Annotated in this window: 22 protein-coding genes; 8 read left to right on the top strand and 14 right to left on the bottom strand. The window is 66.7% G+C overall.

Going from position 1 to position 22,157, the window contains the following annotated elements:
- Positions 1-68: 68 nt before the first annotated feature.
- From ispC to AC1RAD_RS21345, 14 genes are all read right to left on the bottom strand, one after another.
- Positions 69-1,316 carry a 1-deoxy-D-xylulose-5-phosphate reductoisomerase gene (gene ispC / locus AC1RAD_RS21410; protein WP_492737067.1) on the bottom strand — a complete coding sequence of 416 codons (1,248 nt, stop codon included), beginning with the start codon at positions 1,314-1,316 and terminating at the stop codon, positions 69-71.
- 8 nt (positions 1,317-1,324) lie between these two features.
- Positions 1,325-2,623 (bottom strand): flavodoxin-dependent (E)-4-hydroxy-3-methylbut-2-enyl-diphosphate synthase, encoded by a 1,299-nt coding sequence (gene ispG / locus AC1RAD_RS21405; RefSeq protein WP_492737064.1) that lies wholly within the window; start codon positions 2,621-2,623, stop codon positions 1,325-1,327.
- Positions 2,620-3,558 (bottom strand): 4-hydroxy-3-methylbut-2-enyl diphosphate reductase, encoded by a 939-nt coding sequence (ispH, locus tag AC1RAD_RS21400; protein WP_492737063.1) that lies wholly within the window; start codon positions 3,556-3,558, stop codon positions 2,620-2,622. The genes ispG and ispH overlap by 4 nt, the downstream gene beginning before the upstream one ends.
- Before the next feature lie 25 nt (positions 3,559-3,583).
- Entirely contained in the window at positions 3,584-4,708 is a 1,125-nt protein-coding gene (locus AC1RAD_RS21395; protein ID WP_492737061.1) for a Rieske 2Fe-2S domain-containing protein, read from the bottom strand.
- A gap of 120 nt (positions 4,709-4,828) precedes the next feature.
- Positions 4,829-5,773, bottom strand: a complete 945-nt coding sequence (locus AC1RAD_RS21390; RefSeq protein ID WP_492737059.1) for a polyprenyl synthetase family protein — start codon at positions 5,771-5,773, stop codon at positions 4,829-4,831.
- The gene (locus tag AC1RAD_RS21385; protein ID WP_492737057.1) at positions 5,773-6,891 is read right to left on the bottom strand and encodes a Rieske 2Fe-2S domain-containing protein; all 1,119 of its coding nucleotides are present in this window, start codon (positions 6,889-6,891) and stop codon (positions 5,773-5,775) included. The genes AC1RAD_RS21390 and AC1RAD_RS21385 overlap by 1 nt, the downstream gene beginning before the upstream one ends.
- A 60-nt stretch (positions 6,892-6,951) precedes the next feature.
- Positions 6,952-8,058 (bottom strand): terpene synthase family protein, encoded by a 1,107-nt coding sequence (locus AC1RAD_RS21380; protein WP_492737055.1) that lies wholly within the window; start codon positions 8,056-8,058, stop codon positions 6,952-6,954.
- Positions 8,059-8,143: 85 nt separating this feature from the next.
- Entirely contained in the window at positions 8,144-9,067 is a 924-nt protein-coding gene (locus tag AC1RAD_RS21375; protein ID WP_492737053.1) for an SAM-dependent methyltransferase, read from the bottom strand.
- Between the two features lie 27 nt (positions 9,068-9,094).
- Positions 9,095-10,036 (bottom strand): SAM-dependent methyltransferase, encoded by a 942-nt coding sequence (locus tag AC1RAD_RS21370; protein ID WP_062480112.1) that lies wholly within the window; start codon positions 10,034-10,036, stop codon positions 9,095-9,097.
- 34 nt (positions 10,037-10,070) lie between these two features.
- Positions 10,071-11,966 (bottom strand): 1-deoxy-D-xylulose-5-phosphate synthase, encoded by a 1,896-nt coding sequence (gene dxs, locus AC1RAD_RS21365; RefSeq protein WP_492737051.1) that lies wholly within the window; start codon positions 11,964-11,966, stop codon positions 10,071-10,073.
- A gap of 411 nt (positions 11,967-12,377) precedes the next feature.
- Entirely contained in the window at positions 12,378-13,361 is a 984-nt protein-coding gene (lipA, locus tag AC1RAD_RS21360; protein WP_062480166.1) for a lipoyl synthase, read from the bottom strand.
- A gap of 7 nt (positions 13,362-13,368) precedes the next feature.
- On the bottom strand, positions 13,369-14,046 hold the full coding sequence (gene lipB, locus AC1RAD_RS21355; protein ID WP_062480168.1) for a lipoyl(octanoyl) transferase LipB: 678 nt from the start codon (positions 14,044-14,046) through the stop codon (positions 13,369-13,371).
- Complete coding sequence (locus tag AC1RAD_RS21350; RefSeq protein WP_095747011.1) at positions 14,043-14,351, bottom strand: YbeD family protein; 309 nt, start codon at positions 14,349-14,351, stop codon at positions 14,043-14,045. The genes lipB and AC1RAD_RS21350 overlap by 4 nt, the downstream gene beginning before the upstream one ends.
- Positions 14,348-15,241: a D-amino acid aminotransferase gene (locus AC1RAD_RS21345; protein WP_492737048.1), complete on the bottom strand. Its 894-nt coding sequence runs from the start codon at positions 15,239-15,241 to the stop codon at positions 14,348-14,350. The genes AC1RAD_RS21350 and AC1RAD_RS21345 overlap by 4 nt, the downstream gene beginning before the upstream one ends.
- Positions 15,242-15,378: 137 nt before the next feature.
- On the opposite strand from AC1RAD_RS21345, the gene AC1RAD_RS21340 reads away from it, so the two are divergent.
- The 8 genes from AC1RAD_RS21340 to atpD are packed head-to-tail and all read left to right on the top strand — an operon-like array spanning position 15,379 to position 22,144.
- Positions 15,379-15,849, top strand: a complete 471-nt coding sequence (locus tag AC1RAD_RS21340; protein ID WP_056576477.1) for an ATP synthase subunit I — start codon at positions 15,379-15,381, stop codon at positions 15,847-15,849.
- A gap of 26 nt (positions 15,850-15,875) precedes the next feature.
- Complete coding sequence (atpB, locus tag AC1RAD_RS21335; RefSeq protein ID WP_062480174.1) at positions 15,876-16,754, top strand: F0F1 ATP synthase subunit A; 879 nt, start codon at positions 15,876-15,878, stop codon at positions 16,752-16,754.
- Positions 16,755-16,803: 49 nt separating this feature from the next.
- The gene (gene atpE / locus AC1RAD_RS21330) at positions 16,804-17,073 is read left to right on the top strand and encodes a F0F1 ATP synthase subunit C (RefSeq protein ID WP_056576471.1); all 270 of its coding nucleotides are present in this window, start codon (positions 16,804-16,806) and stop codon (positions 17,071-17,073) included.
- Positions 17,074-17,106: 33 nt separating this feature from the next.
- Positions 17,107-17,577 carry a F0F1 ATP synthase subunit B gene (locus AC1RAD_RS21325; protein WP_062480176.1) on the top strand — a complete coding sequence of 157 codons (471 nt, stop codon included), beginning with the start codon at positions 17,107-17,109 and terminating at the stop codon, positions 17,575-17,577.
- Positions 17,578-17,584: 7 nt separating this feature from the next.
- A complete protein-coding gene (locus AC1RAD_RS21320; protein WP_492737046.1) occupies positions 17,585-18,115 on the top strand; it encodes a F0F1 ATP synthase subunit delta in 531 nt (176 codons plus the stop codon).
- 47 nt (positions 18,116-18,162) lie between these two features.
- Positions 18,163-19,776 (top strand): F0F1 ATP synthase subunit alpha, encoded by a 1,614-nt coding sequence (atpA, locus tag AC1RAD_RS21315; RefSeq protein ID WP_062480180.1) that lies wholly within the window; start codon positions 18,163-18,165, stop codon positions 19,774-19,776.
- Positions 19,777-19,809: 33 nt separating this feature from the next.
- A complete protein-coding gene (atpG, locus tag AC1RAD_RS21310; protein WP_062480182.1) occupies positions 19,810-20,685 on the top strand; it encodes a F0F1 ATP synthase subunit gamma in 876 nt (291 codons plus the stop codon).
- Positions 20,686-20,728: 43 nt separating this feature from the next.
- Positions 20,729-22,144 (top strand): F0F1 ATP synthase subunit beta, encoded by a 1,416-nt coding sequence (gene atpD / locus AC1RAD_RS21305; RefSeq protein WP_062480184.1) that lies wholly within the window; start codon positions 20,729-20,731, stop codon positions 22,142-22,144.
- Positions 22,145-22,157 lie beyond the last annotated feature (13 nt).

The following is a 22,157-nucleotide window of genomic DNA, read 5'->3' as shown; positions in this document are numbered from 1 at the left end:
GCGTCGCGCGCCGTGCGTGAGACCCCGCCGCCGATGGCGTTGGCCGTCGCGGCCAAATGGCTGTCGCGCTACAGCCGCGCGCCTGTGCCTTCGTCCAAGGCGATCGACTCGGAAAGCGGGACAGCCGGCGACGGGGACCGCAACGCCGCACGCTGGATCGCCTGACCCGCCAGCACGCGCGCCTGCGCGTCGGCTGCGAGGATCTCGTCCGGGTTCTCGTGCGCGGACGAGGGCGCCTGCTGCAGGCAGTCTTCCACCACGTGCGCAATGTCGGTGTAGCGCAGGCGCCCGTTCAGGAAGGCATCGACCGCTACTTCGTTCGCCGCATTGAGCGTCACGCTGGCCGCGCACCCCTCACGCAGCACCTCCAGCGCCAGGCGCAGGCAGGGAAAGCGCTTCAGCTCGGGCGCGGCGAAGCTCAGGTGGGCGAGCTGCAGGAAGTCCAGCGGCGCCACGCCCGAGTCGATGCGCTCGGGCCAGGCCAGCGCGTGCGCGATTGGCGTGCGCATGTCGGGGCGGCCCAGCTGCGCCAGCACCGACTGGTCGGCATAGGCGACCATCGAATGGATCACGCTCTGCGGGTGGATCACGACCTCGATGCGCTCGGGCGGCATCGCGAACAGCCAGCGCGCCTCGATGGTCTCTAGGCCCTTGTTCATCATCGTCGCGGAGTCGACCGAGATCTTGCGGCCCATGCGCCAGGTGGGGTGCGCGCAGGCTTCGTCGGGCGTGACGCGGTCCAGCTCCTCGATCGGGCGGTGCAGGAACGGCCCGCCCGACGCGGTGAGCACCAGCCGCTGCACGCCCGCGCCGCCGGCGGGTGCGCCCGCCAGGCACTGGAAGATCGCGTTGTGCTCGCTGTCCAGCGGCAGCAGCGTGGCGCCGTGCGCGGCCACCGCGCGCATGAACAGCGCGCCGGACATCACGAGCGCCTCCTTGTTCGCCAGCAGGATCTTCTTGCCCGCGCGCGCCGCCGCCAGCGACGACAGCAGCCCCGCCGCGCCGACGATGGCCGCGACCACCGTGTCGCAACCCGCCGATTGCGCCACCTCGCACAGCGCCTGCGGGCCGTGCATGACCTCGGTGCGCAGGCCGGCCGCGCGCAGCCGCGCCTGCAACTGCATGGCGTCTGGCGCGTCGCCGACCACCGCGACCTCGGGGCGGAAGGCGACGCAGTGCGTGAAGAGCTTGTCGAGGTTGCGGTGCGCCGTCAGCGCATGCACGCTGAAGCGGTCGGGGTGGCGCGCCACGAGGTCGAGCGTGCTGTCGCCGATCGACCCGGTGGCACCGAGCAGGGTGAGGCGTTGCGTGGCCATGGGGATGCTTAAGCGGAAGCGATCGGCACGACGCGCTCGCGCGAAGACGGCTTCATCCACGCACCGAGCCGCTCGCTCGCCTCGGCGTCGGCGCCGTAGCGCGCGGCCACGTAGGTCTCGACCAGCCGCGTGAAGTCGTCGGCAATGTGCTCGCCCTTGAGCGTCAGCGCGCGTTCGCCGTCGATGTACACCGGCGCCACCGGCTGCTCGCCCGAGCCCGGCAGCGAGATGCCCAGGTGCGCCAGCCGGCTCTCGCCGGGGCCGTTGACCACGCAGCCCATCACGGCCACGTGCATGTCTTCCACGCCCGGGAAGCGCACGCGCCAGGCCGGCGCCTGCGCGTGCAGCCAGCCTTCGATCTGGCTGGCCAGCGACTGGAAGAAGGTGCTCGTGGTGCGCCCGCAGCCGGGGCAGGCCGTCACGCTGGGCGTGAAGGCGCGCAGGCCCATCGACTGCAGGATCTGCTGCGCCACCAGCACCTCGCGCGTGCGGTCGCCGTTCGGCTCGGGCGTGAGCGATACGCGGATCGTGTCGCCGACGCCCTGCTGCAGCAGCACGCCCATCGCGGTGGCCGAGGCCACGATGCCCTTGGAGCCCATGCCCGCTTCGGTCAGGCCCAGGTGCAGCGGGTAGTCGCAGCGCGCGGCCAGTTCGCGGTACACGGCGATCAGGTCCTGCCCCTGGCTCACCTTGGCCGACAGCACGATGCGATCGGGCGGCAGGCCGACGTCCTCGGCGCGCGCGGCGTTCTCCAGCGCCGAGACGATGAGCGCCTGGCGCATCACCTCGTCGGCCGGCTGCGGCTGCGCGGCTTGCGCGTTGACGTCCATCAGGCGCGCCAGCAGCGCGGGGTCGAGGCTGCCCCAGTTCACGCCAATGCGCACCGGCTTGCCGTGGCGGCAGGCGATCTCGATGAGCTGGCAGAACTGCGCGTCGCGCTTGTCGCCCCGGCCGACGTTGCCGGGGTTGATGCGGTACTTGGCCAGCGCCTGCGCGCAGTCGGGGTACTGCGCGAGCAGGCGGTGGCCATTGAAGTGGAAGTCGCCCACCAGCGGCACGTGCACCTGCTGGCGCGCGAGCGCGTCGCGGATCGGCGCCACCTGCGCGGCGGCCTCCTCGTTGTTGACCGTGAGGCGCACCAACTCGGCCCCCGCGCGCGCCAGCGCCGCCACCTGCGCCACGGTGGCGGCCGCGTCGGCGGTGTCGGTGTTGGTCATGGCCTGCACGGCCACGGGGGCGTCGCCGCCGATGCGCACGGTGCCTACGCGCACCTGCCGCGAACTGCGGCGTGCGACGGGCGGTTTCATGGCACGGCCACTTCCGTTGCGAGTTCCGCCGGCAGGCGGAACACCACGTGCTCCTCGCGCCCGGGCAGCGTCAGCAGTTCCACCTCGGCCAGCCGGCGCAGCGCGGCGACGACGTCCTGCACCATGGTCTCGGGCGCCGAGGCGCCGGCGGTGACGCCCACCGCGCCGGCGTCGCGCACCCAGTCGGGCTTGAGCTCGCTGCCCTGCGCGATGAGGTAGCTGCGCACGCCGGCCTGCGCCGCGATCTCGCGCAGGCGCTGCGAGTTGGAGCTGTTCTGCGCGCCGACCACCAGCACCACGTCGACCTGCTGGCTCAGTTCGCGCACGGCCGTCTGCCGGTTCTGCGTGGCGTAGCAGATGTCGCGCGTGTCGGGGCCGACGATCTGCGGAAAGCGCCGCTGCAGCGCGTCGATGATGCCGCGCGTGTCGTCGACCGACAGCGTGGTCTGCGTGATGTAGGCCAGCGGCGCGTCGGCATCGAGCACCAGCGCGTCCACGTCGGCCTCGGTCTGCACCAGCGTGACCGGCGCGGGAATCTGCCCCAGCGTGCCCGTCACCTCGGGGTGCCCGGCGTGGCCGATGAGGATCAGCGCATAGCCCTTGGCGGCATAGCGGCGCCCCTGCTCGTGCACCTTGGTGACCAGCGGGCAGGTGGCATCGATCGCGCGCAGGCCGCGCGCGCGGGCTTCGGTCTCGACGGCCTGGCTCACGCCATGCGCGCTGAAGATCGCCACCGCGTCCGCGGGCACTTCGGCCAGCTCCTCGACGAACACCGCGCCCTGCGCCTTCAGGTCGTCGACGACGTGCTTGTTGTGCACGATCTCGTGGCGCACGTAGATGGGCGTGCCGTGGCGCCGCAGCGCGTGCTCGACCGTGTCGATGGCCCGCACGACGCCGGCGCAGAAGCCTCGGGGCTGGGCAAGGATGACGCGCATGGTGGGGACTCCTCGGGGTGGCGGTTCATCTTCCCGTCGACGTTCTCGGCGCCGGGCCGGCTTCCGCGTCGGCGGTCTGGGTGGGTGGGTAGAACTGCTCGGACCAGCGGCGGAACGCGGCCAGGGTGCGCTCGCCGGGCATGAGCTTGGGATGCTTCAGATGCGTGCGGGCGTTCCAGATCGTGAAGTCGTCGTTGACGACCGAGATCAGCCAGCGGTGTGCCAGCGGATTGAGCACCCGGTAGGCGAATCGCCGCAGCGGCGCGGGCAGGCGATCGATCCGCGCGACGCTGGGGTTGTCGATCCAGCGGAACGTCCATCTCAGGGGGGCGATGGGGGTGGCGTACGCCTGGGTCACGACGTGCACGCCGAGGTCCGGCATTTCGTTCTCCCCGCAGGCATGGCCAAGGCCGTAGTTGGTCAGGCGCGAGCGGAATCGCTGTCCTTTCCAGCGTGCGTTGATCGTGGCGACGAGCGTGTGCCCCTCGATCTCGTGCGTGATCTCGGTGTCGGTGAATCCGTGCAGCCAGCCGAAGTGGGTCGGGTCCATGCCGTTCTCTCCCATGGAGTCGCCGTAGCCGTCGAGTTCGTGGGCGCCGAATTGCGGGCTGAGGCGGTCCGACAGGTCCATGGCGGGAATCTCCCATTCGGGAGGCCGGTCCTCGCTGTGCCGCCACACCAGGATGGTCCCGTTCTGCTCCCGCATGTAGCGGCTCGTCAGCGCCGCGCGGGGCGGGGTCTGGCCCGGGCAGGCGCGCACGCACCCGCCGTCGGTACCGAACGCCAGGCCATGGAACGGGCAGACCAGGTTCTCGCCGTCGATCTTCCCGCCGTGTCCCAGGTGCGCGCCCGCGTGCGGGCAATACGGATCGACGACACGCGCCAGCCCCGACTGCGTGCGATAGACGACCAGGTCCTGCCCCATGAAGGGGACGACGTGCACCCCGCCCGGCTTGACCTCGTGGCTGAAGCACACGGCGAACCAGCCGTTGGAATAGGGCAGCGCAGGACGGGTGTCGCCCGAGGCGCTGCGCGCCAGGAGGTACGGCTTGCGAACCTCCTGGGGGAAGGCATGGTGTTCGCCTGCGGGTGGATGGATCGCTTGCACGGAGGGCAGGCCGATCATGGTGCGCGCGGTCGGTTCGGTCATCTCTGGGACTCCTGGGTGAGGATGTTCGGATGCAGCGTCGAGAGCCTCGTCCTGGACCCACGACGCCTGGCTGGCGATGAAGAAGGCATGGCAAACGCGTCGGGTGGCGGGGCGATCGTTTCAGTGCGAGCGGTGGACGATCAGGTCGGCCAGTTGCCCGAGATACCGGCCGTTCGATCCGAAGGGCGCGATCGCCACATGGGCGCGCTCGCGCAGTTCATGGGCCAGCGCGCGCGACGCTTCGAGGCCGAGCGTCGACACGCAGGTCGGCTTGTCGCTGCGCGCATCCTTGCCCCCGGTCTTGCCCAGCGTGGCGGTATCGGCCGTGGCGTCGAGGATGTCGTCGACCACCTGGAAAGCCAGGCCGATGGCGGCGCTGTAGGCGTCGACCGCGCGGTACAGGGCCGCGTTCGGCGGTGTATCGGCCGCACCGCACAGCGCGCCCATGCGCACCGCCGCACGGATCAGCGCGCCGGTCTTCATGCGGTGCATCTGTTCCAGTTCCGGCCGGGCCAATGGCCGGCCCACGCTCTGCAGGTCGATGGCCTGGCCGCCCACGAGGTTGCGCGAGCCGGCCGCCCAGGCCAGTTCGCGCACCAGTGCGATGCGGCGCTCGGCCGGCAGCGTCAGCTCGCTCAGCGTGAGGAAGGCCTGCGCCTGCAGCGCATCGCCCGCGAGGATGGCGGTGGCCTCGTCGTAGGCCACGTGCACGGTCGGCTTGCCGCGGCGCAGGTCGTCGTCGTCCATCGCGGGCAGGTCGTCGTGCACGAGCGAGTAGACGTGGATCATCTCGATGGCGGCGCCCGTGGCGTCCAGCGCGTCGGGCGGTGCGTCGGCGAGGGCGCCCGCCGCCTGGCACAGCATCGGGCGGATGCGCTTGCCGCCGGCGAGTGCGGCGTAGCGCAGCGCCTCGTGCAGGCGAGAGGGCAGCGTGGCGGCGGGCGGCAGGCCGGCGGCGAGCGCGTGTTCGGTGCGGCCGATCGCGTCGTGCATCCAGGCGTCGAAGCGGGTCTCGTCCGGGCGAGGGGCCATGCGGTGGGGCGCATGCTCGAGGGAGGCGGTCATCAAGTCTCCTTGTGCGAAGGCCTGTCCGTTGCCGAAGGCTTCACACCCGGGAAGTCGCACGAATAGAACTGCGACACCCAGCGCTGGTACAGCGCGGCAGGTCGCTCTTCGGCCATCAGCTTGAAATTCCCCGGGAGCCCCCTGTGGTCCCAGATCCGCGTGTCCTGGTGCGACGTGCGATCCGACCACACGCCCGCGAGCGGCTTCATCAGCGCATAGAGCGCCGAGCGGACCCCCGCAGGCCAGCGGGCGAAGCGTTCGACTTTCAGGGTCGTGACGATGCGCAAGGACCAGCGCAGGCGCGTGTTGGGCGTGGAATACGCCCGGACAACGGCTTGCAGGCCGAGCGAAGGCACCGTGAAGTGCCCGTACATGGTGGCTGCGTCGTAGTTCGTGAGATGCAGGAACATGGGCTTGCCCATCAACGTGGCCGACATCCGGACCTCCAGCTGGTTGTCGACGACGCGGGCGGACATTTCCGGTTGTCCAAAGCGGTGGATCGTGTCGAAATGGATCACGTCGACGCTGTTCTCCCCGGAGTTCTGGAAATAGCCTTCCTGCTCGTGATGCACGAAGGCCGGACGGCTCCAGCCGCTCATGTCATGCACCGGCAGCTCCCACGAGGGAGAGTGCCCCTCGTGATGCACCCACGTGAAGACGAGCCCGTTGTGCTCCCGTGCATGCCGTGCGGTCAGTGCCATGCGCGGTGTCGGCCCGGCGCGGCCCGTGTGCACGCAGCCGCCTTCCGGTCCGAACTTCAGGCGATGGAAGGGGCACACCAGGTTCTCTCCTTCGACCCGGCCTCCGTGTCCCAGGTGCGCACCCATGTGAGGGCAATAGGGCTCGATCACGCGGACGAGGCCGGACTGCGTCCGGTACAGAACGATTTCCCGTTCCATCAAGGGCCTGATCAGCACCGCACCGCGCTTGAGCTCGTGGCTGAAGCAGGCGGCGAACCATCCGTTCGGATAGGGCAGCACCGGCCGTGCGTCGCCGGGCAGGCACTTCATGTGTGCGGCCATCGGCTGGCGCGCGCGCAAGGGCGTCGCGGCGTCCGACACATGCATCGGTGGGGCGGGAGGCGCCTCGGTCTCTGTCTGTTTCAGTAGAACGGTCATGTGAGCTCTCGGTTTCGGTGGATCGCCGCCCTCGGTGCCTGGCGCATCGCGCCTGCGGACTCAGGCCCGGCGCCTGTGCGCGACTTCTCGCCGCGCCGGATCGAGCGTCCACCACCAATCGCACGACTGGATGCCGATCGATTCGAAACTCTCCGGCGGACACTCGTACGTGACGCCGCCGTCCTCCACCGCTTCGTTGGTCACCAGCCCGCTGATCGATCCATAGCGGTTGTTGCCGATCGACCATGGGATCGTCCCCACGTGATAGAGAGCCAGACCGTTGACGAATTCGGTCATGGCCGGCGATGCGTCCTTGAGCACGTCCTGGAGCACGCGCTCGAAGAGGCTGATCATTCGCCAGCGCATCTGCATGTAGCGCTCGACCGCCTCTTCGAAAGAGCAGCGGTAGTCGCGCAGGAAGAGCATGAGGATGTTGTGGTCGTTGGAACTGCGCGCAACTTCCTTGGGGTAGGCGTACATCTCTGCGTCGAGGCTGGCCAGCAGGGCCGTGATCTCCATCAGGGCGCGCCCGCGCCGATCCTCCCACTCGTTCTGGTGGAGGTCGACGTCGGCCACGATATGGACCAGCGCCGGAAACGCCATACCGCCCCCCGCGTACAGGCGCGTGACGAAGTAATCGCTGAGCGTCGGACTGGGGTCCGTGAGTTTCATCATCTCGGAGGTGACGTACCAGCGGATCATCTCGGTGAACCGCGCGGCTTGCTGGGGCTTGGCGAACCGGTCCAGGCGCTGGCGGATGTCCCGTATCCCCATGGCGTACTTGTCGCCGTTGCAAGGCGGATCCTCCGGGCTGTCGATGCCGCGCAGGATCTCGCAGGCCTTGCGGTTGAAACCCGCCGGATCCTTGCTGAGCGGGCCCTCGTCGCAGTACTCGTCATCGAAGGCGAACGCCCACAACGTGAAGTCGGAACCGACCTGCAGCAACTCGTCGGAGCCCTTGGTGTACATCAGGGCGGCGAGGCGCGAGATTTCTATCTTGGCCAGGCGAGCCCGTTGCGTCTCGCTGTCGTACATCCTGAAGCGGTCGCAGTAGGCGAGCGTCGCCATCTCGAAGCGGTTCGTCAGCGAATGCGCGGGATCGAAGTGCGGATGCATCTCCCAGCGGCGCGGGATCGGTAGCAACGGGAACTTGAGACGGCTGGTCATGCGGTTTTCTCCTGGATCGCGTCGTCGTTGGGGGTGGCTGTGGCAGGCGCGCGAACGGCCTTCTCGGCGCCGTCCGCGCAGGAACTCAGGTCCGCCGCGCAATGAAGCTGAACGACGAGGCCTTGTCCTTGAGCAGCGCGTCCGAGAAGCTCACCGCAATGTCGCGCAGCTCGGTGAACGTGGCGGTCTTGCTGGTCGGGTGGTGCGCGTCCAGGTTGTCCTTGACCAGCCCGTACCAGCGGATCACCTCCGCGTTCGACGGCAGCACGCGCTGGTCGAGCACCGCGAAGCCGTGGCGCTCGAGCACCTGCTTCACGCCGTCGGGCGTCTTGCGGTAGCCCGACGCGGCGCGGTCGACCTTGTCCGGGATGTGCGACTTGTAGGTCGCCAGGTCCACCTTGTAGAGGCTCTCCGAAATGATCACCGTGCCGCCCGTGCGCATGCGCGCCGACAGCGAGGCCATGGCCTGCTCCAGCACCTCGGGCGTGAAGTGGATCAGGCTGCCGCGCAGGATGGCCAGGTCGTAGGGCACCTGCGGATCGGGCAGCTCGCCGATGTCCTTGGCGTTGCACTGGTACAGCCGCACGCGGTCGGCCAGGCCCTCGTGCGCGATGAGTTCGCGCGCGCACTCCAGCTGCGGCCGGCTCACGTTCACGCCGTCGATGCGCGTGCACTGCGGGTAGCGCTGCGCGATGAACTTCAGCACCGGGCCCCAGCCGCAGCCGATATCGATCGCGCGGCGCACGGTGGCCGGCGAGAGGTCGGCGCCGGCCTGCTCGGCGAGTTCGAACTGGTGCTCCATGTGGCGCCGGCCGGAGGCGTCGAGCGGGAGGTCGTGCGGGTCCATCTTGTCGTCGAACACGCCGTACTGGTACCAGAGCTCGTTGCCGATCGCCTTGCGCCACTGATCGGGCGTGTCTGCGTAGACCTGCTCGATCTTGTCCTGGTAGTGGTCGAGGCTGCGGCTGTGGATGACGTCGATGCCGACGGCTTGCGCGGATGCTTGCATGGTGTGGGCGCTCCTTGTGGGGGAAATTCAGAGGCGTCGCGCGATGACGCTGTAGGTCGAGAACTTGTCCTTGATCAGCGCGACCGAGAGGCTGACCGCCATGACGCGCAGTTCTTCCAGCGGCGGCGGAATGGTGTCCGGCGTGAAGTTCTTCTCGATGTTTTCCTTCACGTCGGTGAACCAGCGCGCCACGTCGATGTTGCGCGGGAGCACGCGCATGTCCTCGACCACGAAGCCGCTCTCCTCGAGCACGCGGCGGAAGTAGGCCGGCGTCTTGCGGTGCTTGCAGGCGAGGCGGTCGACCTCGTCCTCGATGTCGGAGCGGTAGTTGTCCAGCGGGATGTTGTAGAGGTTGTCGGAGATGACGACCTTGGCCCCCGGGCGCATGCGCGCGGCCACCTGCTTCATCGAGCGTTCGTACAGGTCGTTCGGGAAGTGCGAGATGACGCCGCGGATCGTCACCAGGTCGTAGGGCGTGTCGGGGTTGGGCAGCAGGGCGACGTCCTGCGCATCGCACAGGTACAGGTTCACGCGGTCGCTCAGGTGCTGCTGGGCGTGGTAGCGGGCGCAGTGCGCGAGCTGCGTCTCGCTGATGTTGATGCCGTCGAGCTGGCGGCATTGCGGAAAGTGCTCCGCGAGGTAGCGCAGGCCGAAGCCCCAGCCGCAGCCCACGTCGAGGATGCGCCGGATGGGGAAGGGGGGAGGCTGGTCCAGGCCCGCGATCTCCATCTGCTGGTCGAAGTAGCGCAGGCCCGATTCGTTCAGCGAGATCGGCGGCACCGAGCGCGGGTCGTCGTAGACGCCGAACTGGAACATCAGGTCCTCGCCGATGGCCTTGCGCCAGTCCTCGGGGTCGTCCTGGTAGGTGTACTCGACCTTGGCGTGGTACGGGTTGGCCTCGGCACCCCGGATCACTTGAAGCGAAGGCGGGGCGGGCGCGTCGATGCGGCGTGCGGTGGCTGTGCTCATCGGGTTCTCCTGTGGCTGGCGGTCACGGTGGGTTTCAGGAAACGAGGCTCATGCGAGCCGTGCGGAACGCGGGGGCGTTGGCATCGAAGAACGCCTGGATCGACTGCACCAGCCCGTCGGCATCCAGGCCGTGGGCGGCGAGCAACCGGGCGCAGTCGCCGTGCTCGACGAACTCGTCGGGCAGGCCCAGGTGCAGCGACGGAATCAGCACGCCCTGCGCGGCCAGCGACTCGAGGCAGGCAGCGCCGGCGCCGCCCATCACGCAGCCTTCTTCGACAGTCACGAGCACGTCGTGCGTTTCGGCGAGCGAGAGCACCAGCTCGGCGTCGAGCGGCTTCACGAAGCGCATGTTGGCCACCGTGGCGTCGAGCCGTTCGGCGGCGGCCAGGCTGGGCGCGACCATCGTGCCGAAGGCCAGGATGGCGATGCGCGCGCCCATCGGCTGCGTCGATTCGCGCCGCACCTGGCCGCGGCCGATGTGCAGCGGCTGCAGCGCGCGCACGGGCAGCGCGCCGGGCCCGCCGCCGCGCGGGTAGCGCACGGCGGCCGGGCCGTCGTGGCGCAGGGCGGTGTGAAGCATCTGGCGGCACTCGTCCTCGTCGGACGCGGCCATCACGACCATGTTCGGAATGCAGCGCAGGTAGGCGACGTCGAAGGCGCCCATGTGCGTCGCGCCGTCGGCGCCGACGATGCCGGCGCGGTCGACCGCGAACACGACCGGCAGGTTCTGCAAGGCCACGTCGTGGATCAGCTGGTCGTAGGCGCGCTGCAGGAAGGTCGAGTAGATGGCGACCACGGGCCGCATCCCCGCCGCCGCGAGGCCCGCGGCGAAGGTCACGGCGTGCTGCTCGGCGATGCCGACGTCGAAGTAGCGCTCGGGAAAGCGGCGCTCGAAGTCCATCAGCGCCGAGCCCTCGCGCATGGCCGGCGTGATGGCGACCACGCGCGCATCGGCCTCGGCTTCGTCGCAGAGCCAGTCGCTGAAGACCTGGGCGTAGGTCGGCTTGGCGGGGGCTGACGCGGGGGCGGTCTTGATGCCGGCGGCGGGGTCGAACTTGCCGGGGCCGTGGTACAGGACCGGGTCCTGCTCGGCCGGGCGGTAGCCGTGGCCCTTCTGCGTGACGATGTGCAGCAGCTGCGGCCCCGGCTGCGCCTGCAGCTTCTGCAGGGCCGGGATCAGCGCGCCCAGGTCGTGGCCGTCGATGGGGCCGGTGTAGTGGAAGCCGAACTGCTCGAACAGGGTGGCGGGCGACAGGCCGAGCTCCGAGGGCTCGCAGGGGGCCAGCGCCGGGCGCATGGCGCGCAACCTTTGCCGGCTGGCTTCATTGGCGCTGGCATAGGCGCGTTCTGAAATCAATCCGCCCAGATAAAGGCGAAGCATGCCGACGGGCGGTGAAATCGACATGTCGTTGTCGTTCAATATCACCAATAAGCGGCCGCAGGCCTGCGTATTGTTCATGGCCTCGAAGGCCATGCCGGCGCTCAAGGCCCCGTCGCCGATCACCGCAATGGCGTGGTCGGTCGAATTGGAAATGCGGGCGGCCTGCGCAAATCCCAGGGCGGCGGAAATGGACGTGCTGGAATGCGCGGTGCCGAAATGATCGTGTTCGGATTCGGTGCGCCGGGGAAATCCGGAAATGCCACCGAATTGGCGCAAGGTGGGCATGGCCTGGCGCCGGCCGGTCAGGATCTTGTGGGCGTAGCTCTGGTGGCCGACATCCCAGACGATGCGGTCGCGCGGGGTGTCGAACACGTAGTGCAGGGCGACCGTCAGCTCGACCGTGCCCAGGTTGGAGGCGAAGTGGCCGCCCGTGCGGGACACGCTGTCGACGATGAAGGATCGCAATTCATCAGCAAGGCTCGGCAATTGCGCAATGCCGAGCTGGCGCAGCGAATGGGGCGAATCGATGGCTTCGAGCAGGGCATGCATTCCGGTTTCTCCGTGAGATGGAAACGCGCGGGCCGTGGCGACTGAATTCTTTATGCGATGCGGTACTGGCTAATTTCGGACGAAAAAATGCCTTGGAAATTGACGGTTCAATTTCCTTGTCAAAGCCTCCGAGGGAACCTGAAGGCGCGTCGGCTCCGGGTTTTTAATTCCGGGTCGGGCGAAATCAGGAGGTCAGCGTAGGGGATGGATTTGGCGCACGCAAGCGAATGCGGCTGCAAATTTTTTGATACCCTGGGTTATTTACCCCCGAGGTTTTAATCAGTTTTTTGGATGGCGCGGCGCGCGCGCACGACCGCCACGGCCGTTCGAAAACGGCCGCGGTGCGAGGTCAGGGGGAGAGGAGGGAGGGGGCGCCGACGCCCGCGCATGGCGGGCGCTCGGGCGGTTCCGTCAGACGCCGGCGGCGTGCGCCTGCTGGTCGGCGTGGTAGCTGGAGCGCACCATCGCGCCCACGGCCGCGTGGCTGAAGCCCATCTTGTAGGCCTCTTCCTCGAACATCTTGAAGGTGTCGGGGTGCACGTAGCGGCGCACCGGCAGGTGCGAGCCCGACGGCGACAGGTACTGGCCGATGGTCAGCATGTCGATGTCGTGGGCGCGCATGTCGCGCATCACCTGCAGGATCTCTTCGTCGGTCTCGCCCAGGCCGACCATGATGCCGCTCTTGGTCGGCACGTTGGGGTGCAGCGCCTTGAACTTCTTCAGCAGGTTCAGGCTGAACTGGTAGTCGCTGCCCGGGCGCGCTTCCTTGTACAGGCGCGGCGCGGTTTCCAGGTTGTGGTTCATCACGTCGGGCGGCGCGGCCTTGAGGATTTCCAGCGCGCGGTCGTCGCGGCCGCGGAAGTCGGGCACGAGGATTTCGATCTGCGTCATCGGCGAGAGCTCGCGGATGTTGCTGATGCAGTCGACGAAGTGCTGGCTGCCGCCATCGCGCAGGTCGTCGCGGTCGACGCTGGTGATCACCACGTACTTCAGGCGCAGCTTGGCGATGGTCTTGGCCAGGTTGAGCGGCTCGTCCTTGTCCAGCGGATCGGGGCGGCCATGGCCCACGTCGCAGAACGGGCAGCGGCGCGTGCACTTGTCGCCCATGATCATGAAGGTGGCCGTGCCGTTGCCGAAGCATTCGCCGATGTTCGGGCACGAGGCTTCTTCGCAGACCGTGTGCAGGTTGCTCTCGCGCAGGATCTGCTTGATCTCGTAGAAGCGCGTGGTGGGGCTGCCGGCCTTGACGCGGATCCACTCGGGCTTCTTGAGCACTTCGCCGGTCTGCACCACCTTGACGGGGATGCGCGAGAGCTTGGCCGCGGCCTTCTGCTTGGCCAGCGGGTTGTAGGTTTCGGCGCTCTGGGCGTCGCGGACGACTTCGGTGGTGCTCATTGGTGTGTCAAGGAGCCAGGAAAGCCCCGAGCTTTTGGCTCAGCACTTTGGCGGCTTCTTCCCATGTGGTTTGGACGCCGATTGTAGAAAGGTCGACCGTTTGCAGCCCCGCGTAGCCGCAAGGGTTGATGCGCGAGAAGGGTTCGAGGTCCATCGCGACATTGAGCGACACACCGTGGTAAGTGGCGTGGCGGCTCACCTTGATGCCCAGCGCGGCGATCTTGCCCAGGCCCCGGAACGGGTCGGCGCCGGGCATCGGGCCGGTGAGGGCAGCGTGCGAGAACGGGTCGTCCAGGCGCACGTAGATGCCCGGCGCGCCCGCCACGCGGTGGCCCGTCACGCCGAAGTGGGCGAGCGTGCGCAGCACCGATTCCTCGATGCGGTAGACGTATTCCTTGACGTAGTAGCCCGCGCGCCGCAGGTCGATGAGCGGGTAGGCCACCACCTGGCCCGGGCCGTGGAAGGTGACCTGCCCGCCCCGGTCGGTCTGCACGACCGGGATCGGGCCGGGGGCCAGGATGTGGTCAGTCTTGCCCGCCAGCCCCTGCGTGAACACGGGGTCGTGCTCGCAGATCCATAGCGCGTCGGGCGTCTCGGGCGTGCGCTCCTGCGTGAAGCGCTGCATCGCCGCGTACGTGGCGAGGTAGTCGGCCCGGCCGAGCCACTGCGCTTCGAGGGGCGTCAAAGAACGACTTTCACCATCGGGTGCGCGGACAGGGCGCGGTAGAGGTCGTCGAGCTGCTCGCGGCTGGTGGCGGTGACGGTGATGGTCACGCCCAGGTAGTTGCCAGCCTTGCTGTCGCGCAGCTCGACCGTGGTGGCGTCGAAGGCCGGGTCGAAGCGCTCGGCGATCTGCGTGATGGCGTGCACGAAGCCGTCGACCTTCGCGCCCATCACCTTGATGGGGAACTGCGAGGGGTACTCGATCAGCGATTCCTTGCGCGGATCGGGGATCGATGCGGTGTCGGTGGGGGGCGTTGTGTCGGTCATGCGGTGGCTCCTGGCGCGTCGGCGTTGCGTTGCTTGGCCTGTTGGTAGGCGGCATACAAGCTCTGGTAGATGGGGCCGGGACGGCCATTGCCAATGGCCTGGCCATCGAGTGTGACAACGGGCAACACTTCCTTCGTGGCCGAGGACAGCAGCAGCTCGTCGGCGCCGAACACCTCGTCGCGCGACACGCGCCGCAGCGCGAAGGGAATGCCGCTGTCCCGGCACAGGCGCTCGAGCAGGCCATAGCGGATGCCGGTCAGCACGAGGTTGTCTTTCGGTGGGCCGATGAGCGTGCCGTCCTTCACGATCCACACGTTGCTCGACGAGGCTTCGCTGAGCCACTCGCCGCGGAACATCACGGTCTCGGTGGCGCCGGCCTCGACGCTGATCTGTCGCGCGAGCACCGCGCCCAGCAGGCTGGTGCTCTTGATGTGGGCCTTCTGCCAGCGGAAGTCGTCGGCGGTGACGCAGGCCACGCCCTTGGCGCGCACCGCATCCGCCACCGGCGGCAGGGGATTCACCATCGCGAACACGGTGGGGCGCAGGCCGCGCACCATGACGTGGTCGCGCGGCGCCACGCCGCGCGAGACCTGGAAGTAGATCGCCTGCGGTGCCTTGCCCTGCGGTGCGGCAAGCTGCGTCGCGATGGCGCGCCATTCGTCGCGCGAGTAGGGGTTGTCGATCTGCAGCTCGGCCAGCGAGCGCTCGAGGCGCGCGACGTGTTCATCGAAGCAGAAGGGCGCGCCGAAGTAGACGGGGATCACTTCGTAGATGCCGTCGCCGAAGATGAAGCCGCGGTCGAGGACGCTGATCTTCGCGTCGCGCAGAGGGGTGAATTCGCCGTTGAGAAAGCACGGCGTGTCGGGCAGTGCCGAGGTGATGTCTTGCATCCGCAAATTATGGGCGGACGCCACACTCGGTGCAGAACTGTCGACGAAGTGTCACGTTATGGCGGGACCCCGCTAGGTTTTACTTATAATCAATGGCTTTGTAAAATTCTCCGGGGACAAACACGGGGTGCATTCGAATGACAACCAACGCCCCTGTCCCTGAGGTTGACGCCGAAGAATCCGATTTCAAGCCACTGACGGCCGAAGAGGCCCAGAAGTTGCGCGAGCAAAACCCCGAGCTGTCACCCTGGTGGGTGATCGCAGCCCAAGTGGCTGCAGGCGTGGTGGTAGCTTGTCTGGCGTGGATCTGGACGGCGCGATCCGAGGCTGCAATCTCGGCGTTTTACGGAGCCATGACAGTAGCGATCCCCGCGGCCTTGTTTGTCCGCGGTGTCCGGCGCAAACCGGGCATGCCGTCGCAGGCTGTCATGTTGAGGTTTTTTGTGTGGGAGATGATCAAGATCGCGCTGACCGTTGCCTTGCTGGCCGCGGCGCCGTGGCTGATCGGGGGGCTCGTCTGGCTGGCCATGGTGGCTGGCGTGGTGGTCGCCATGAAGATGTACTGGGTGGCACTGCTGGTGCGGCCCAAATTTTTGAACCGGATTTGACTGTTTTGGAAGAGAGACGCTGAAAGATGGCCGCCGAAGGACACGCCCCGACCGCGAGTGAATACATCGTTCACCACCTCCAGCACTGGCAAGTCGACTGGAGCCTCAAGCCCGTCGTTCAATCCGCCATTGTTGACTTCAACGTCATCAACCTCGACTCGGTGCTCTATGCGCTGATCATCGGCGCATTGGGCTGCTTCGTGCTGTGGCTGGCTGCCCGCAAGGCAACGCCCGGCGTGCCCGGCCGTTTCCAGGCGGCGGTCGAGATCCTGGTCGAGATGGTCGACAACCAGGCCAAGGCCAACGTGCACAACGCCGCGAGCCGCAAGTTCATTGCCCCGCTGGCGCTTACCGTGTTCGTCTGGATCTTCCTGCTGAACGCGATGGACATGCTGCCGGTCGACCTGCTGCCGGCCATCTGGACCCAGGTCTACTCGGCACTGGGCCACGATCCGCACCACGCCTACATGCGTGCCGTGCCGACCGCCGACCTCTCGACCACGCTCGGTCTTTCCACTTCCGTGCTGCTCCTGTGCCTCTTCTACAGCGTCAAGGTCAAGGGCCTGGGCGGCTGGGGCCACGAGCTGATCACCGCGCCCTTCGGTGCCCACCCTCTGCTGTGGCCCGTCAACCTGCTGATGCAGGTCATCGAGTACCTGGCCAAGACGGTCTCGCACGGCATGCGGTTGTTCGGCAACATGTATGCGGGCGAGCTCGTCTTCATGCTCATCGCCCTCATGGGCGGTGCCATGGCGGCCTCGTTCTCCGGTGTGATGCTGCCCATCGGGCACATCATTGCCGGCACTGTCTGGGCGATCTTCCACATCCTGGTGATCACGCTGCAGGCTTTCATCTTCATGATGCTGACCCTGATCTATCTGGGCCAGGCGCATGAGGCGCATTGAGTTTCCCTTTTTCTTTTCGTTTGCTTTAAATCTGTTCTAAGGAGTCATCATGGAAAACATTCTCGGTCTCGTCGCTCTCGCTTGTGGTCTGATCGTCGGTCTCGGCGCCATCGGTGCTTCCATCGGCATCGCGCTGATGGGTGGCAAGTTCCTGGAATCGTCGGCCCGTCAACCTGAGCTCATGAACGACCTGCAGACCAAGATGTTCATCTTGGCTGGTCTGATCGACGCGGCCTTCCTGATCGGCGTGGCCATCGCCCTGCTGTTCGCCTTCGCCAACCCGTTCGCCGCGACCCTGCTGGCCAACCTGCCCAAGTAAGCCGGTTCAACGCCACTCCAGAAAGGTGTTGCCGTGAGTATCAACGCGACCCTGTTCGTTCAGGCCATCGTCTTCCTGCTGCTGGTGCTGTTCACGATGAAATTCGTGTGGCCGCCCATCGCGAAGGCTTTGGATGAACGCGCACAAAAGATCGCTGCGGGCCTGGCGGCCGCCGAGAAGGCCAAGGCTGAACTCGCTTCCGCCAACCAGCGCGTCGAGCAGGAACTGGTTCAGTCTCGCAACGAGACCACCAGCCGCCTGGCCGATGCCGAGCGCCGCGCCCAGCAGATCATCGAAGAGGCCAAGGGCCGTGCAACGGTGGAGGCCAACAAGATCGTGGCCGACGCGCACGCCGAAGCCGAACAGCAGTCCGTGCGTGCCCGTGAAGCCCTGCGTGAGCAGGTTGCTGCGCTGGCCGTCAAGGGTGCCGAGCAGATTCTCCGCAAGGAAGTCAATGCCGGTGTCCACGCCGACCTGCTCCAGCGCCTGAAGACCGAGCTCTGAGGACGATATGGCCGAACTTGCGACCATTGCCCGCCCCTACGCGGACGCGCTCTTCGAGGCTACTTCGAGCGACCTCGAAGGCACGGCCGGCTGGATCGGCCAGCTGGCCGCCATCACTGCCGATCCGCAGCTCCTGCAGTTCGCTGCCGACCCGAAGGTGTCGCCGGAACAGATCTTCGATCTGATCTCCGGTCTGCTGCCGCAAGCCTTGCCGGACACCGGCAAGAACTTCCTGCGCACGGTGATCGACAACGGCCGGCTTGCTGCATTGCCTGAAGTCGCGGCCCAGTACCGCGAGCTCAAGAACGCCAAGGGCGGCACGGCCGACGCGGTGATCTACAGCGCCTTCCCGATCGACGCGGCGAGCCTCGCCGAGGTCGCCGTGGCACTGCAGCGCCGTTTCGGTCGCCCGCTGAACACGCGTGTGGAATCCGATCCTTCGCTGATCGGCGGCATCCGTGTGGTGGTGGGGGACGAAGTCCTCGACACCTCCGTCAAGGCGCGTCTCGAACAAATGAAAGCAGCGCTCACCGCCTGAGGCGGCGAGCCGCGGTTGGCCCTATTTATTGAAAGAAGGAAAGAGTCATGCAACTCAATCCCGCAGAAATTTCCGAACTGATCAAGAGCCGTATCGAAGGCCTTGGCGTCAGCGCCGACATCCGCAACCAGGGCACCGTGGTCTCGGTGACCGACGGCATCGTGCGCGTGCACGGCCTGTCGGACGCGATGCAAGGCGAAATGCTGGAATTCCCGCCCACGGCTGACGGCACGCCGTCGTTCGGCCTGGCGCTGAACCTCGAGCGCGACTCGGTCGGCGCCGTGATTCTGGGCGAGTACGAGCACATCTCCGAAGGCGACACCGTCAAGTGCACGGGCCGCATCCTGGAAGTGCCCGTGGGCCCCGAGCTCATCGGCCGCGTGGTGAACGCACTGGGCCAGCCGATCGACGGCAAGGGTCCGATCAACGCCAAGATGACCGACGTGATCGAAAAGGTCGCTCCGGGCGTGATCGCACGGAAGTCCGTGGACCAGCCGATGCAGACCGGCCTGAAGTCGATCGACTCGATGGTGCCCGTCGGCCGTGGCCAGCGCGAGCTGATCATCGGCGACCGCCAGACCGGCAAGACCGCCGTGGCCATCGACGCGATCATCAACCAGAAGGGTCAGAACATGACCTGCGTCTACGTTGCGATCGGCCAGAAGGCTTCGTCGATCAAGAACGTGGTGCGCTCGCTGGAACAAGCCGGCGCGATGGACTACACCATCGTCGTGGCTGCTTCGGCCTCCGAATCGGCTGCCATGCAGTACGTGTCGGCCTACTCGGGCTGCACGATGGGCGAATACTTCCGCGACCGCGGCCAGGACGCCCTGATCGTCTATGACGACCTGTCCAAGCAAGCCGTGGCCTACCGTCAGGTGTCGCTGCTGCTGCGCCGCCCGCCAGGCCGCGAAGCCTACCCCGGCGACGTGTTCTATCTCCACAGCCGTCTGCTCGAGCGCGCAGCCCGCGTGAACGCCGACTACGTCGAAGCCTTCACCAAGGGTGAAGTCAAGGGCAAGACCGGTTCGCTGACGGCCCTGCCGATCATCGAAACGCAAGCCGGCGACGTGTCCGCCTTCGTTCCGACCAACGTGATCTCGATCACCGACGGCCAGATCTTCCTGGAAACCAGCCTGTTCAACGCCGGTATCCGTCCCGCCATCAACGCCGGTATCTCGGTGTCGCGCGTGGGCTCGTCGGCGCAGACCAACCTGATCAAGAACCAGTCGGGCGGTATCCGTACCGACCTGGCCCAGTACCGTGAACTGGCCGCGTTCGCGCAGTTCGCTTCCGACCTGGACGAAGCGACCCGCAAGCAACTCGACCGCGGTGCGCGCGTGACGGAACTGCTCAAGCAGACCCAGTACAGCCCGCTGCCGATCTCGCTGATGAATGCCACGCTGTTCGCAGTGAACAAGGGCTTCATGGACGACATCGACGTCAAGAAGGTGCTCCCGTTCGAACACGGCTTCCACCAGCTGCTGAAGACGAGCCACGCCGCCCTGCTCGAAACCATGGAAAAGCATGGTGCCAAGTGGGACGTCAAGCCGGCCAAGCCGGACGACAGCGCGGAAAAGCAGGCCTTCAAGAAGGTGTGCCAGGACGCCGAAGCCGAACTGCTGGCCGCAGCCACCTCGTTCAAGAAGTCGTTCGCCTGAGCGACCTTTTGACCGACGCAAGAAGGAGCTCATATGGCAGCTGGTAAGGAAATCCGCGGCAAGATCAAATCGGTGGAGAACACCAAGAAGATCACCAAGGCCATGGAAATGGTCTCGGTTTCCAAGATGCGCAAGGCGCAAGAGCGCATGCGTGCCGCACGCCCCTACAGCGAGAAGATCCGCAACATCGCGGCGAACCTTGGCAAGGCGAATCCCGAGTACACGCACGCCTTCATGAAGAAGAACGACGCCAAGGCGATCGGCTTCATCATCGTGACGAGCGACAAGGGCCTGTGCGGTGGCTTGAACACCAACCTGCTGCGCGCCGTGACGGCCAAGCTGCGCGAAGCGCAGTCGGCCGGCGTGGCGATCGAGTCGGTCGCCATCGGCAGCAAGGGCCTGGGCTTCCTGAACCGCATCGGTGCCCGCGTGGTGGCGCACGTCACCCACCTGGGTGACACGCCGCATCTGGACAAGCTCATCGGCCCGGTCAAGACGCTGCTGGACGCTTACGCGGAAGGCAAGCTCTCGGCCGTGTACCTGTGCTACACGAAGTTCATCAACACGATCAAGCAGGAGCCGCTCGTCGAGCAGCTGCTGCCGCTGGCCGCTGACTCGCTGCAAGTCGAGGAAGGCCAGCACTCGTGGGACTACATCTACGAGCCCGATGCGCAAAGCGTGATCGACGAGCTGCTGGTCCGCTATGTCGAGTCGCTGGTCTACCAGGGCGTGGCAGAAAACATGGCGTCCGAGCATTCGGCGCGGATGGTGGCCATGAAGGCCGCCACCGACAACGCAGGCAATGTGATCAGCGAGCTGAAGCTGGTCTACAACAAGACCCGCCAGGCTGGCATCACCAAGGAGCTCTCGGAAATCGTTTCGGGCGCTGCGGCGGCCGCCGGTGTCTGAGCCCTTCGGACCTCAACAGATTTAAATTTTTATCGGAGCAGACATGGCTCAAGCAGAAGCAGTTCAAGGCAAGATCGTTCAGTGTATTGGCGCTGTGGTCGACGTGGAATTTCCGCGCGACAAGATGCCCAAGATCTACGACGCCCTCAAGTTCGAAGGCAGCGCACTGACGCTCGAAGTCCAGCAGCAGCTCGGCGACGGCGTGGTCCGCACGATTGCGCTGGGTTCTTCCGACGGCCTGCGCCGCGGCCTGATCGTGACCAACACGCAAGCCCCCATCACCGTGCCCGTGGGCAAGGCGACGCTGGGCCGCATCATGGACGTGCTGGGCGCGCCCATCGACGAGCGTGGTCCGGTCGACCAGACGCTGACCGCCTCCATCCACCGCAAGGCCCCCGCGTACGACGAACTGTCGCCCTCGCAGGACCTGCTGGAAACCGGCATCAAGGTGATCGACCTGGTGTGCCCGTTCGCCAAGGGCGGCAAGGTGGGCCTGTTCGGTGGTGCCGGCGTGGGCAAGACCGTGAACATGATGGAACTCATCAACAACATCGCCAAGGCCCACTCGGGTCTGTCGGTGTTCGCCGGTGTGGGTGAACGTACCCGTGAAGGCAACGACTTCTATCACGAGATGGCCGACTCTGGCGTCGTGAACCTCGAGAAGCTCGAAGACTCCAAGGTCGCCATGGTCTACGGCCAGATGAACGAGCCCCCGGGCAACCGTCTGCGCGTGGCCCTGACCGGCCTGACCATCGCCGAGTCGTTCCGCGACGAAGGCCGCGACGTGCTGTTCTTCGTGGACAACATCTACCGTTACACGCTGGCCGGTACCGAAGTGTCGGCACTGCTGGGCCGCATGCCTTCCGCCGTGGGCTACCAGCCGACGCTGGCCGAGGAAATGGGCCGTCTGCAAGAGCGGATCACGTCGACCAAGGTCGGCTCGATCACCTCGATCCAGGCCGTGTACGTCCCTGCCGACGACTTGACCGACCCGTCGCCTGCCACGACCTTCGCCCACTTGGACTCGACCGTGGTGCTGTCGCGTGACATCGCTTCGCTGGGTATCTACCCCGCCGTGGATCCGCTGGACTCGACCTCGCGCCAGCTCGACCCGAACGTGGTCGGCGAAGAGCACTACAACGTGGCCCGCGCCGTGCAAGGCACGCTGCAGCGCTACAAGGAACTGCGCGACATCATCGCGATTCTGGGCATGGACGAACTGGCTCCCGACGACAAGCTCGCCGTGGCCCGCGCTCGCAAGATCCAGCGTTTCCTGTCGCAGCCGTTCCACGTGGCCGAAGTGTTCACGGGTTCGCCGGGCAAGTACGTGCCGCTGTCGGAAACCATCCGCGGCTTCAAGATGATCGTGAACGGCGAAGCCGACCACCTGCCGGAACAAGCGTTCTACATGGTCGGCACCATCGACGAAGCGTTCGAAAAAGCCAAGAAGGTCGCCTAAGGCGGCATGGGAA

The sequence above is a fragment of the Variovorax sp. GW823-FHT04B03 genome (assembly GCF_058796495.1).
The sequence above is the reverse complement of the archived record's forward strand: the minus strand, read 5'-3'. Positions and strand labels throughout refer to the sequence as shown.